Origin of the sequence: Actinophytocola algeriensis, from assembly GCF_014203735.1 — a bacterium.
GTDB classification, from domain to species: Bacteria; Actinomycetota; Actinomycetes; order Mycobacteriales; family Pseudonocardiaceae; genus Actinophytocola; species Actinophytocola algeriensis.
The window spans coordinates 245,284-260,006 of sequence record NZ_JACHJQ010000010.1; the positions used below are offsets into that span (position 1 = coordinate 245,284).

Sequence of the window (14,723 nt, forward strand, 5' to 3'; positions counted from 1 at the left end):
GATCAACCTCTCGTTCCTGTGCCGACCGCGGTACCGGTGGGCGCCAGCCCGGACAGCAGGGCCCGCACCGCACCGTCCGCGAGCCGCTCGGCTCGCTCGCCGGGGATCGCACCGTCGATGTAGGTGAAGTTCCAGTGCAGTGCGGCGTGGCTGGTGTTCACCGTCGCCACCAGGCAGCCGCTGACCGAGACGTCCGCGATGAACTGGGCCCCGGACAGCGCCCACTCCCCGATCCGGTCGGGGAAGTCGTAGCGCCCGATGTTCGACAGGCAGACGTTCCCCGGTCCCATCCGGTCGACCATCGCGACGGCCCGCGCGCTCGTGGCGACCGACCGCGGCGACATGAACCGCAGCAGGGAGACCAGCGCGAGGTGCTGGTGGAACCGCGTGCGGCGGCCCAGGTCCCGGGACGCGCCGCGCGCCACCTCCCACAGGCGCCCCGTGTCCCGCACCTCGACGTGGGACGGGACGGTGGCGACGTAGGCGCCCATGTCGGCGGGGCCGACGGGAGATGCCAGTTCCGCGCGGAAGTCCACCGGAGACCCGATGGTGACCCGGCCGGGTGCCGATCCAGCCACCGCGATCGCCATCGCCGCGGTGAGTGCACTGTGGACGGTCACGCCCTCGCGCCTGCACCGCGCGGTCAGCTCGGCCAGCCGCGCGGCGGTGAGCTCGTGGTGGATGAACCTGGTCCGCCGGTGGCGGGGTTCGACCGGCGTCGACGGCGTGAGCCGCCGCGGCCGGGCGACCGCCGCGGCGATGCCGTCGGCGAGCGTCGTCACCACGAAGTGCACCGCCCTCGGGAGGCGGTTGACCCACCTCGGCAGCAGCTCCTCGGGTGGCGGCAGCGCGGGCCGCGACGGCCGGGGCGGCGCCCCGGCGGCCAGTTCCACCAGCCTGCGCAGGAGTTCCATGGCGGTGGTGCCGTCGGCGACGACGTGGGACACGGTGAGGATCACGTCGTGGCACTCGTCGGCGGTCCCCCGGTTCCTGGTGACGTCGACCAGCCGCGCGGGCGGTCCGGTGCGCAGGTCGAGCGACGTCGTCAGCTCGACGTCGCCGACCTCCCGCACCCAGCGGTCCACCTCGGACGCCTCGGCGTCGACGGCACGGACCGGGATCCGCGGGGTCGCCGCGCCGGTGAACCGCGGCAGGCCGCCGACAGGCCCGGCGTCGACCGCCACCCGCAACAGCGGGTGCTCCGCCACGAGCAGCGCCGCCGCCCGCTCGAGGTCCTCCGGTGTGCACGCACCACGCACGTGCACCCTGGCGACGACGTTGAGCGGCGAGAGCTGGTCGCAGACCCAGTACCAGCGCTCCATCGGGCTCATCGCCCGCCGCACCTCATCCGCGTGCATCAGTCCACCTCCGGCCGGTTGCCGGTATCGGCGTGGCGCATGGCGTCGCCGAGCCTCGCCGCGACCACACCCACCTGCGGGGTGTCCAACATGGACAGGTGGTTGCCCGGCACGGTCACCGTCTCGGCGAGCGACCCGGCCCAGTGCCGCCAGCCGTTGTCCGGGCTCGCGAACATGCTGCGGAGCGCGCGGTGCGCACCGGCGAAGGCGGACGGCAGCTCCTCGGTCGCCCGCAGTACCAGCAACCGCCGGTCCAGCTTCTCGAAGCGGTACGCGATCGTGGCCTGGTAGTTGGCCCGGAAGACCCCGTACAGCCTGCGGAGCAGCTGCGGCGACCCGTCGGCGGGCAGGATGCCGAGCTCGATCGTCGTGCGGAGGACCGCGTCGAACAGGTCGCCCGCGTTCTCGCCGACCGGGTCGGGTTCGGCGGCCAGCCGCTCCTCGCCACCCGAATACCAGAGCAGTTCGCGGAAGAACAGGAGGATCAGCTGCTTCTCGTCGAGCGGGGTCCTCGGCCCGTCCCCGATCGCCATGGTGTCGAGCAGCGTCACCGTGGACAGCTCCGCCTCGTCGAGCCTGCCTGCGATCTCGTACGCGACGTAACCGCCGAACGACCAGCCGGCGAGGTGGAAGGCGCCCGCCGGGTGCACCCGGCGGATCGCCGCGAGGTACGAGTCCGCGATGGCCTCCATCGACGCCATCGGCACGGTGCCCGGTTCGGCGCCCGCCGCCTGCAGGCCGTACACCGCGCGTCCGGCGGGGAGGTGCCGGACCAGCTCGCGGTAGCAGAAGACGTTGCCGCCGATGGGGTGGACGAGGAACAGCGGCGGCCCGTCCCCGTGCTCGCGCAGGGGAACGACGGGGTCGAAGGCGCGGTGGTCGTCGCGGGACCGGATGGCGGCGGCGAGCTCCCTGGCGGTCGGGCCCGCGAGGAACGCGTGCAGCGGCAGCTCCACTCCCCACCGCCGCGCGATGGTCATCGCGACCCGGGTGGCGCCGATCGACGTGCCCCCGGCGTCGAAGAAACTCGTGTCCACCGCGAGCTCGTCGAGCCCGGCGAACTCCGCCAGCACACCGGCGACCGTCACCTCGAGGTCGTCGCCCGGCGGGCTCTGGTCGCCGACGGCCGGTGACCTGCGCGCGCCGAGCGCACGCAGTGCCGCGTCGTCGCGCTTTCCGCTCGGGGTCAGCGGAATCGCGTCGACCCACTGGAACGTCGACGGCACCATGTGCGGTGGCAGGACCTGGCGCAGCTCGGCGCGCAGCGTGTCGGTCCCGGCCCGGTGCGGGCCGCCGACCAGGAAGGCCCGCAGCACCGCGTCCGCGCCGCCGAGCCTGCTCGGCACGACCGCCACCTGCTCGATGCCGTGGTGCTTCCCGCCCACCGCGAGCAGCGCGAGCTCGACCTCGGCGCTCTCGACCCGGTAGCCCCGGACCTTGACCTGGCCGTCGGCACGGCCGAGGCACACGATGTCACCGTTCGCCAGGCTGATGCCGATGTCACCGGTGCGGTAGCGGACCGAGCCCCGGGGCCCGGCGACGAACCGCTGAGCGGTGAGGGCCGGCCGGTTCTCGTACCCCAGCGCGACGGCGGGACCCTCGACGTAGATCTCGCCCTTCACCCCGGGCGGCACCGGCCGCAGCCGTTCGTCGAGCAGCGAGACGCCCGTGTGCGCCACCGCCGTGCCCACCGGCGGCAGTGCCGGGTGGTCGGCCACCGCGGCGGGCAGCTCGTGCGCGAGCACGACGTGGGTCTCGGTGGGACCGTACTGGTTCTCGAGGGCCGTGGCCGGGTTCGCACCGCACAGCGCCCGGATCTCGGGAGTGATCCGCAGCTGCTCGCCGGAGGACACGATCCACCGCAGGGACGCCGGGTACTCGCCGGTCGCGGCGGCGACCTCCGCGAGTGCCTGCAACGCCACGTAGGGCAGGAACACCCGCCGCACCCCGGCCCGGTTGATGACGCCCAGCACCGCACCCATGTCCTGCCGGACCTCGTCGGCGATCATGCGGAGCGTGCCCCCGCCCGCGAGCGTCGAGAAGATCTCCTGGAAGGAGACGTCGAAGCTCAGCGGCGCGAACTGCAGCGTGGTCGCGCCCACCGCCCCGCTGGCGCGGCGGTTCTGCCACTCGATGAGGTTGGCGAGCGCGCGGTGCGGCAGCGCGACGCCCTTCGGCTCACCGGTCGAGCCGGACGTGAACAACACGTAGGCGACGTCCTCGAGGTCGATCCTGGGCAGTGCCGGTGCGTCCGCGCCGGGGCCGCCGAGGAGGGCCGCTGGTTCGACGACCGTGGTCACCTCGGCGAGCACGGCCGCCCCGTCCTGGTCGGCCACCGTGAGGTACGGGCAGGCGATCGCCGCCATCTCACGGAGGCGGGCCGCCGGGTAGGCCGGGTCGAGCGGGACGACGGCGGCGCCGGCGCGCATCACGCCGAGCACCACCGCGATGAGGTCCACCGACCGTCGCATGTGGACGGCCACGCGCGCCCCGGGCGGCATGCCCCTCGCGAGGAGCTCCTGCGCGACCGTGTCCGCGGCGTCCGACAGCCCTCGGTAGTCCTGCTCCTCCGCGTCGTCCGCGACCGCGGTGGCCGCCGGGCGCAGCGCCGCGACCCTGGCCACCATCTCGGTGACGTCGTGCCGTCGTGCCCGCGCGAGGTCGACCGGGCTGTCGAGCTCCCGCACCATCTCACCGAGCAGCTCGACGAAGGCCCGCCCGAACTCCGCGCACTGCGCGCCGGTCAGCGTGTCCCCGCCCGTGCTGATCCGCAGCGAGATCCGGCTGTCGCGCGGGTCGACCAGCACGGTGTTCAGCAGTGCGAAGTTGGTTTCCTCCCGCACGGTCACGTCCGTGAGCTCGATGTCGCCGGGAACGTCACCGAGGACGTCACCGAGGTTGTGGTAGCTCACGAAGTTGAACGCGGTGCCGAAGACCGGCAGGTCGCGGCCGGAGTCGAGCGCGGCGACCGGCAGCCGCCGGTGGCGGAACGCGTCCCGTTCCCACCGGACGATCCGCGCCACGGCCTCACGCCAGGTCTGCCGCCGGACGTCGAGGCGCACCGGAACGGTGTTGATGAACAGCCCGGCGCACAGGTCGGCGCCGTCGCGTTCCGGCCGGGCGTGGGTCACGGCCCCGGTCACGACGTCGTCCGACCCGGACATCATGCCCAGCGCGAGGCAGTGCGCGGTCAGCAGGACCGACTTCAGCGGCAGGCGGTGCCGAAGGGCGAACTCCTTGACCGACCGGTCCAGCCACCGAGGCAGGCTCATCGTCCTGACGTCGTCGTCCCCGGGAGCGACGTGCCTGCGGGCGGGTTCGATAGTCGTCGTCCGGGCCCCGGCCAGCGCCTGGTCCCAGAACCGCCGCGTGGCGGCGTCGTCGAGCGACTCGCGCTCGGCGCGGGCGTGCTCGGCGAGCAGCAGCGTCGAACACGGCAGGCCGCTCGCGGGCAGGTCGCCGTGCGAAAGGTAGTCCCGCAGCAGCTCGCTCACCAGGTTGGCGACGCTCCACCCGTCGAGGATCGCGTGGTGGAAGTTGACCACCAGGTCGACGTGGCCGGGCCGGACGAACACCCGCATGCCGTGCAGCGCCGACGGGGCCCCGGACCGGTCCGAGACCAGCGGGTACGGCGCGTGGGCCGCGTCCGCCAGGTACTCGTCGAGGTCGCCGTCCCCGACGATCACCAGCGGGGCCTCGACCTCGCGGTAGACGAGCTGCAGCGGGGTCGAGCGGCCGGTGAGGTCGAAGTTGGACCGGAGCGCGGGCTGCCTGCGCACCAGCCGGTCATACGCGCGGCGGAACTCGTCCTCGCGCCACGGCATGCGCAGCCGGTAGGCGAACACGTCCTTGTACAGCGCGGAGTCCGCGCTCTGCATGCTGTGGTAGAGCATGCCGAGCTGCAGCCGCGTCGCCGGGAACGCGTCCTCGACCTCCTCGCCGATACCGGCCCGGTCGATCAGCGGCACGAGTTCGAACGGGGCGGGCACGCCGGTGTCCCCGGCCGGTCGCGCGCCGGGATCGGCGACCTGCGCGGCGAGGCCGGCGATGGTGGGCCTGGTGTAGAACCGTTCGACGTCGAAACCGAGCCCGCGCTTCTCGGCCTCGGTCCGCATGCGCAGCACCAGGATCGAGTCGCCGCCCACGGTGAAGAAGTCGTCCCGCACACCGAAGGCGCTCGAACCGAGGAGATCGGTCCAGATCTCGGCCAGTTCCTTCTCGACCGGGTTGCTCGGCTCGTCCGTGCCGTGCTCGTGGCGGCCGAGCGCGGCCAGCGCCTGCCGGTCGGCCTTCCCGCTCGGGGTCAGCGGGAGCTCGTCGACCTGCACGAACTCCGCGGGGATCATGTACGCGGGCAGGCGCTGCGCGAGGAAGTCGACGACGGACGCGGTCAGCGCCGACCGGTCCGCCGAGGCGGGCACGAGGTAGGCGACCAGCCGGGTCCCGGAGTCGGTGTGCTCGTCGAGCACCACCGCGGCCGCGACGTGCGGGCACCGTGCCAGCACGCTCTCGATCTCCCCGAGCGTGACCCGGTTGCCGCGGACCTTCACCTGGTCGTCGAGCCTGCCGAGGAACTCGACGGTCCCGTCGGCGAGCCACCGCACGAGATCACCGGTGCGGTAGCGCCGCCGCCGCGGTACCGACTCGTCGACGACGAACGCCGCACCGGTGAGGGCGGGCTGCCCGAGGTAGCCGCGGCCGACGCCGGTACCGGCGATGTTGAGCTCGCCGGGTACGCCGACCGGGCACCGCCTGCCCGCCGCGTCCAGCACCATCAGCGCGGTGTTGTCGATCGGCCTGCCGATGGGCACCCGCTCGACCGGACCCGACGGCGGGATGTCGAAGTAGGACACGTCGACCGTCGTCTCGGTCGGTCCGTACAGGTTGACCAGCCGCACCTCGGGGAGGCCTGCCGCGGCGAACACCGAGCGGAAACGGTCCGCCAGTGCGGGCACCAGCGCCTCGCCGCTGCAGAAGACCCGCCGCAGCGTGCGCACCTGGTCGCCCGCCCCCGGGTTCTCCTCCACGTGGTCGAGGAACGGACCGAGCATCGCGGGTACGAAGTGGACGACGGTCACCCCGTGCCGTTCGATCGCGGCGGCCAGCTCGCGCGGGTCGCGTTCGGCCCCGGCCGGTGCCACCGCGACGCGGGCGCCGACGTGCGCCCACCACATCAGTTCCCACACCGACACGTCGAACGTGGCCGGTGTCTTGTGCAGGACGACGTCGTCGGCGCCCAGCGGGTACCTGCGCTGCATCCAGGCGAGGCGGTTGACCACCGAACGGTGCTCGATCATCACGCCCTTCGGGATGCCGGTCGAGCCCGACGTGTAGATGACGTAGGCCAGGTCGGTGGGCCGGACAGCGGCCGCGACCGGCGCTGCCCCACTGTCCTCACCGGACGGTGTGACCGACCGGATGCCGAGGTCTGCCAACAGGTTCGCCGACCGGGTGTCCGCGACGGCGACCCGCGCACCGCAGTCGGTCAGCACGGTTCGCACGCGCTCCTCGGGATGGTCGGGATCGACCGGCACGTACGCGCCGCCCGCCGCGTGCACCGCGTGCACCGCGACCAGGAACTCCACCGAGCGCGGCAGGAGCACCGGCACGCACTCCTCGGGGCGGATGCCGCCGGCGCGCAACCGTGCGGCGAGCCGGGCGACCGCCTGGCCGAACGCCGCGTACGACAGCGTGACCGCGTTCCCGTCCGCGTCGGTCCCGACGACCGCGGCCCGCTCCGGGCTCCTGGCGACCTGGGCCGCCACCAGCACGTCGAGCGTCGCCGCCTCGTCGAACCCGACCTCGGGTCCGCGCTCGAACCCGGCGATGGCCGCCACCTCGTCGGGACCGAGCACCGCCAGTTCACCCACCGGTGTCTCCGGTGCCCGGAGCGCGTTGTCGAGCAACCGGGTCACGTGCCCGGTCACCGACTCGAAGGAGAAGGCGTCGTCGAAGACGTCCTCGGCGTGGAACACGTCGACCGACAGCGATCCGTCGGACTCGTGCTCGCGGACGACGATGTTGACCGCGTCGAGGGAGTACCCGGACGAGAGCACGGTCAGGTCGACGTCCGCGTCGAGCTCTCCCGCGGGCACGGTGATGTAGGAGAACGTGACGTCGAAGAGGTCCCGGTCGCGCACGCCGTGCTCCCGCAGCGCGGCACGCAGGTCGCCCAGCGCGAACCGCTGACGGGCCGAGAGGTCCCACACGTCGGCCCGGATCCGGTCGGCGAGGTCGAGCAGGGTCCGGCTCTCGTCGACGGGCACGTGCAGCGGCAGGGCGTTCGTGACGTGCGACATGGTCGACAGCTCGGTCGGCGTGCGCCGGTTCAGCAGCGGGATGCCGAGGACGATGTCGCCGTCCCGGTGCGTCCGGCGCAGGTAGGTGGCGAGCGCGGCCGCGGTCACGGAGAAGATCGAGCGGCCCGTCGCCCTGATCCGGTCGGCGGTCGCGGCGTCGACGTCGAACGACGTCTGCCTCCTGTGGTGGCCGCGGACGGTCGCGTTGCGCGCGAAGAGCGCGGGGCGGAGCGGGGTCACCGCGGCGACGAGCGCGTCCCGGTCCGCCTGCCAGTCCGGTGAACGCCGGTACTCCTCGTCCGCCCGGACCGCGTCCAGGCAGCTGGGCGCACGGCCGGCGGCGGTGTCGAGGTCGCCGGACCGGTAGGCCTCGCGGATCTCCCGGATCACGATGTTGATGCCCCACGCGTCGGCGGCCGCGTGGTGGAACCGGCAGTACACGACCAGCGAGTCGGTGTCATCGACCAGGACCACCGCCTGCGCCAGGCTGCCGTCCAGGGGGATCACCGTGTCCGTGGTGCCGGCGATCCACCGCAGGCACGCCGCCTTCGGGTCGGGTTCCGCGAGGAACGACACCACCTCGACGTCCGGGTAGCCGGGGCGCACCCGCTGCCGCAGTTCGTCACCGTCCACCTCGAACCGGAGCCGCATCGCGTCGTGCCGGAGCGCGGTGCGCCGGATCGCCCGCCGCATCCGGTCGACGTCGGTCGCGCCACGCAGCCGGAAGTACCCGGTGGGCTGGGACAGCGGCAGGTCCGGGTACGTCAGCGCGACCGCGACGACGTCCCGCTGGTACCGGCTCAGCGGCAGGGCGGGCGTTGTGTCCACAGTGGACTCGACGGTGCCGTCGACGACGGTCGGCGGCGCCTCCGGCACCGGGGACCGCACCGGCTCCGGGGACGCCGGTGCCACGAGCGTGAGAAGGTGTTCGGTGAGCGCGAGCGGGGTCCGGTACTCGAACACCGCGTTGGCGGGGACCGGCAGCCGCGTGGCCTTCCGCAGCCGGTTCCGGAACTCGACGCCGCCCAGCGAGTCGAAGCCCATCTCCTTGAAGCCCATGCCCGGATCGATCGCCTCCGGTGACTCGTGCCTCAGCACGTCGGCGGCGACGCCGCGGACCAGTTCCAGTACCGCCGCCCGCTGCTCGTCCGCCGTCATCCCGCCGAACCCGTCGGCGAAGCGCGGTGTCCGGGTCGCGTCCCGGCCGGTGCTCGCGACCCGCAGGGCGGGCCGGGCGAACCCGCGCAGGACCGGGGGCCACTCCCCCACGTCGGCCGCGGTCGGCAGCTCGAGGTGCGCCGGGACGAGCAGGGGCCTGCCGCTCGCCACCGCGGCGTCGAACAGCGCCAGACCGTCCTCTATGGACATCGCGATGAAGCCGGTGCCCGTGAGGCGCGCACGGTCCCGGTCGTCGAGGTGCCCGGTCATCCCGGAGTCCTGGGCCCACAGCCCCCACGCGAGCGAGGTCGCGGGGAGGCCGCGCTGGCGCCGGTGCTCCGCCAGCGCGTCGAGGAACGTGTTGGACGCGGCGTAGTTCGCCTGGCCTGCGGTGCCCAGGATCCCCGCCGCGGAGGAGAAGAGCACGAACATGGCCAGGTCGAGCCGCTCGGTCGCCCGGTGCAGGTGCCACGCGGCGTCGACCTTCGGCCGCAGCACGCGGTCGAGCCGGTCCGGTGACAGGGCGCCGAACACGGCGTCGTCGAGCACGCCCGCGGCGTGGACGACCGCGGTCAGCGGGTGCCGCGCGGGGACCTGTGCGAGCGCGGCACCGAGCGAGTCCCGGTCGGCGACGTCACAGGCGAGGATCCGGACGTCGGCACCTGCCGATTCGGTGAGGTCGCGTGCGAGCTCCTTCGCCGCGGGGGTGTCCGGTCCACCGCGGCTGAGCAGGAGCAGGTGCCTGACCCCGTACCGGGCCACCAGGTGCCGCGCGAGGGACGCGCCGAGCACACCGGTGCCGCCGGTGATGAGCACCGTCCCATCCGGATCGAGCGTCCTGGGGATGGTGAGCGCGAGTTTGCCGGTGTGGCGGGCCTGGCTGAGGAACGTGAGCGCCTCCGGCATCTGGCGCACGTCGCGCACCGAGACCGGCAGCGGGCGCAGGTCACCTCGGTCGAACATGGCGGCCAGTTCGGCCAGCACGGCCCCGACCTCGGCCGGCCCCACCCTGGTGAGGTCGAAGTGCCGGTAGGACACGCCAGGGTGGTGCTCCGCGACCTCCTCCTCGGCGCGGATGTCGGTCTTGCCCAGCTCGACGAAATGACCGCCACGCGGCAGCAGGTCCAGCGACGCGTCGACGAACTCACCCGCGAGCGAGTCGAGGACGATGTCGACGCCCGCGCCGCCGGTCGCGTCGAGGAACCGCTCGCGGAACTCGAGGGTGCGCGAGTCCGCCACGTGGTCCTCGTCGAAGCCCAGGCGCCACAAGGTGGTCCACTTGGGTGTGCCCGCGGTGGCGAAGACCTCGGCGCCCCAGTGCCTGGCGAGCTGGATCGCCGCCATCCCCACCCCGCCGGTCGCGGCGTGGACGAGAACCCGTTGCCCCGCCGTGATTGCCGCGAGCGTGCGCAGCGAGCAGTAGGCCGTGAGGAACGCGGCCGGGATCGCCGCCGCCTGCTCGAACGACCACGTGGCCGGGAATGTGCTGAAGTACCGGTGGTCGCGGACCGCCTGGGGACCGACGCCGTAGCACATGCCCATCACCCGGTCGCCCGGCTTGAGGGCCTCGACGTCGTCCGCCACCTCGACGACGACACCCGCCACCTCGTTGCCGAGGTCGACCTCCGGGTCGGGGTACAGGCCGTAGCCGATCATCACGTCCCGGAAGTTCAGCCCGACCGCGCGGACCGCGACCCGGACCTGACCGCCCGCCAGCCGCTCCGGCGTGGCGGGCGGACTCGTCAGCGCCATGTTGCCCGCGTCGAGCGTGCCCTCGCCCCGCGTCGTCAGCCGCCAGTCGGGGTCGTTCAGGCGCTCGACGCCCGCGACGGCCGGTGCGGCGCGCACGACGCGGGGCACCCTGGCGACGCCGTGCCGGACCGCCAGCTGCGGTTCGCCACTGGCGAGCGCGGCGGACACCACCTCCCGCCACGCGGACCAGTCGTCGACGTCGGCCAGGACGATCCGGCCGGGGTTCTCGGTCTGCGCGCTGCGCAGCAGCCCCCACACCGGCGCGTGCACCAGGTCCGCGACGTCCTCGCCGGCACCGGTCGAGACGGCACGTCCGGTGAGGACCACCAGCGTGCCGACGTCGAACTCCGGCTCGGTCAGCACGCGCTGGGCCACCTGCAGGACGTCCAGCAGCGCCTGCCGGGTCCGCCTCGGCAGATCCGCCCCGGCGGGCTCGTCCTGCGGCACGCAGCGCAGCACGGTCACGCCGGACGGGGACACCGAGGGCCATTCCGCCCACGACGGCCCGCCGTCCGGACCGGCCTGCTGGGTGACCGGTGTCCACTCGAGACCGAACAGCGAGTCCCCGGTGCGGGTGCCCGCGGCGCGGAGACGGCCGAGGTCGATCGGCCGCAGTGTCAGGGCGTCGACGGTGCAGACGAGCCTGCCGTCCGGGTCCCGCAGCGTCAGCCGGTACACGTCGGGCGCGGTCGCCACGATGCTCACGCGCAGGGCCGAGGCACCGACGGCGTGCAGCCGGACACCCTCCCAGGCGAACGGCAACAGCACCGTGTCCGGTGCCGCCTCCCGGCCCGCGGCCGCGTACTGGAACGCGTGCAGTGCGGCGTCCAGCAGCGCGGGGTGGAGGCAGAAGTGCTCGTCGCCCACCCCGTCCGGCAGCGCGACCTCGGCGTGGACGTCGTCGCCGTGCCGCCACACGGCGCGCAGGCCCCGGAACGCGGGCCCGTACTCGTACCCGCGCCGCGCGAGCCGCTCGTAGCCGTCGGACACGTCGACCGGCTCGGCCCCGGCAGGCGGCCAGACATCCGGTGCCGTGTCCTGGACCGTCTGCTCCGGTGCCAGCACCCCCTCGGCGTGCCTGGTCCACGCGCGCCGGACGTCGAGCCGGTCCGCCGACTCGGTGCGCGAGTAGATCCGCACCGCGCGCCCTTCCGCGGTGTCGCCGGCGGCGGTGTCGGCGACCACGACCCGGACGAGGACCGCGGTCCCCGCCGGGATCACCAGCGGCTCGTGCAGCACGAGCTCCGTGACCGCGGGGCAGCCGGCCTGCTGCCCGGCGAACATGGCGAGCTCGGTGACGGCGGCACCGGGCAGCAGGACGACCCCGTGCACGGCGTGGTCGGCGAGCCAGGGGTGGGTCGCCTGCGACAGGACGCCGGTGAACTGGAGCCCGTCGTTCTCGGGGTGGTCGTGTGCGGCGGCGAGGAACGGGTGCCCGACGCCACCGGGAACGCGCGGGCCGGTCTGTTCGCCGGTGCCGGGCGGCAGCCAGTAGCGCTTGCGCTGGAAGGCGTAGCCGGGCAGGTCGACGTGCCGAGGCTCGTGGTCGCGGAGGTAGCCGACGAGATCGGCGGGCTCGCCCGCGACGTGGACCTCGGCGACCGACGCGAGCAGGCGGCGGAGACCGCCCTCGTCGCGCCGCAGGCTGCCGGTGACCACCGTCGTGCCGTCCTCGGCGACCTCCTGCAGGGTCTCCTCGACCCCGACGGTCAGGACGGGGTGGGGACTGACCTCGACGAAGATCCGGTGGCCCCGGTCGTGCGCCACGCGCACCGCGTGCTCGAAGCCGACCGTCCGGCGCAGGTTGCGGTACCAGTACCCGGCGTCCAGGTCGGGTCCTTCCGCGAGGCCGCCGGTGGTCGTGGAGATGAGGTCGACCCGGCACGGCATGGGCGCGATGCCGTCGAACTCCCGTGCCAGTGTCGCCTCGAGCGCCTCGACGTGGGCGGAGTGCGACGCGTAGTCGACGGGGATCCGGCGGGCCCGGAGATCGTCGGCCGCGCAGTGCGCGAGGAACTCGTCGACGGCCTCCGCGTCGCCGGACACCACGGTCGACCGGGGTCCGTTGACCGCGGCGACACCGAGACGGCCCGCCCACCTCGCGAGCCGGGCTTCGACGTCGGCGGCGCCGAGCGGCACCGAGACCATGCCACCGGTGCCCGCGAGGTCCACGATCGCCTTGCTGCGCAGGGTGACGATCCGCGCCGCGTCCCGCAGCGAGAGCGCGCCCGCGACGTAGGCGGCGGCGATCTCGCCCTGGGAGTGCCCGATCACCGCGGCCGGTTCGACGCCGAAGGACTGCCAGCACCGCGCGAGCGAGACCATGACGGCGAACAACGCGGGCTGCACGACGTCGACGCGGTCCAGCCCCGGCGCCCCCGCCCGGCCGCGCAGCACGTCGAGCAGCGACCAGTCGGTGAACTCGGCGAAGACGCGGTCGCACGCCGCGATCTCGGCCGCGAACACCGGGCTGGCCGCCAGCAGCTCCACCGCCATGCCCGCCCACTGCGAACCCTGCCCCGGGAACACGAACACCACACCCGGTTCCCCCGCGCAGCCGGCGGCGGCGTCCGGCCTGCCGTCGGCCAGTGCCGCGAGCCCGTTCAGCGCCTCCGTGCGCTCGCCGGCCACCAGCACCGCGCGGTGTTCGAACCGCGCCCGGCCCGCCAGCGTGTGCGCGACGTCGGGGAGAGAGAGCTCGGTCCGTTCGGTGAGGTGTGCGTGCAGCCGAGCGGCCTGCTCGCGCAGCGCGGCGTCCGTCTTCGCCGAGAGGACGAGCGGCACGACGACCCCGGGCGCCGCCGTGTTCCTGACCACGGCGGTGGCATCGGGTGCCTGTTCCACGATGACGTGGGCGTTGGTCCCGCTGATCCCGAACGACGAGACCGCCGCCCGCCGCGGTGCACCGGACGACGGCCACCGGGTGGTCTCCCCGACGACCCGGACGGTGCCGGGTGACCAGTCGACGGCGTCGGTGACGCCCGCCAGGTGCAGGGTGCCGGGCACCTCCGCGTGCCGGATGGCCTCGACCGCCTTGATGACACCGGCGACACCGGACGCGGCCTGCGGATGGCCGATGTTGGACTTGACCGAGCCCACCAGCAGCGGGGTCGCGGCCGACCGGGCGGCGCCGTAGGTCGCGAGCAGCGCGCGTGCCTCGATCGGGTCGCCGACCCTGGTCCCCGTGCCGTGGGCCTCGACGACGTCGATGTCGGCGGGCGACAGGCCCGCGTCGGCCAGGGCGTCGAGGATCACCCGGCGCTGACCGGCCTCGTTGGGCACGGACAGGCCGTCGGAGGCGCCGTCCTGGCCGATCGCGGTACCGCGCAGCACCGCCAGCACGTCGTGGCCGTGCCGCAACGCGTCCGACAGCCGTTCCAGGACGAGTACCCCGGCCCCTTCCGAGACGCCGAACCCGTCGGCGGCGGCGGAGAACGGCTTGCTGAGACCGTCCGGGGCCAGCGCACCGAGGTGCGCGAACCCGACGAGGATGCTCGGTGCGCAGACCACGTTGGCGCCGCCCGCCAGCGCGAGCGAGCACTCTCCCGCCCGCAGCGCCCGGACCGCGAGGTGGATGGCCACCAGCGACGACGAGCAGGCGGTGTCCACGGTGACCGCGGGCCCCTCGAGGCCGAGCGTGTAGGCGACGCGTCCCGACGCGACGCTCGGCGCCGTTCCCGTGGTGAGGTGACCTGCCTGGTCCGCGTCGCCGAGGTACACCCGGGGGCCGTACTCCTGCGCCACGACACCGAAGTAGACGCCGGCGCGGGTGCCCGCGAGCGCCGTCGGGTCGATCCCGGCCCGCTCGACCGCCTCCCAGGAGACCTCGAGCAGGAGCCGCTGCTGGGGATCCATGGCCAGCGCCTCGCGGGGGCTGATGCCGAACACCGACGGGTCGAAGTCACCGGCGCCGTCGACGAACGACGCGCCGCGCACGTAGGTCGCGCCGGGCGCACCGGGCTCGGTGGCGGTCAGCGCGGCCAGGTCCCAGCCGCGGTCGGCGGGGAAACCCGGCGTCGCGGCGCTGCCGCCACCCACCACGAAGTCCCACAGCTCGTCCGGCGAGGAGATGGTGCGCGGGTAGCGGCATCCCATGCCGACGATCGCGACCGGCTCCCCGGCAGGCACATCCGGTCTGCCCGCGGCTGGCACACCA

The 14,723-nt window shown here is 74.0% G+C and carries 2 protein-coding genes; both read right to left on the bottom strand.

The window, feature by feature from the left end:
• Window positions 1-2 precede the first annotated feature (2 nt).
• On the bottom strand, window positions 3-1,358 hold the full coding sequence (locus FHR82_RS38810) for a phthiocerol/phthiodiolone dimycocerosyl transferase family protein (protein ID WP_184815637.1): 1,356 nt from the start codon (window positions 1,356-1,358) through the stop codon (window positions 3-5).
• Window positions 1,358-14,695, bottom strand: coding sequence for a non-ribosomal peptide synthetase/type I polyketide synthase (locus FHR82_RS38815; RefSeq protein ID WP_311771479.1), 13,338 nt, complete (start codon window positions 14,693-14,695; stop codon window positions 1,358-1,360). The genes FHR82_RS38810 and FHR82_RS38815 overlap by 1 nt, the downstream gene beginning before the upstream one ends.
• Between the last annotated feature and the right edge of the window lie 28 nt (window positions 14,696-14,723).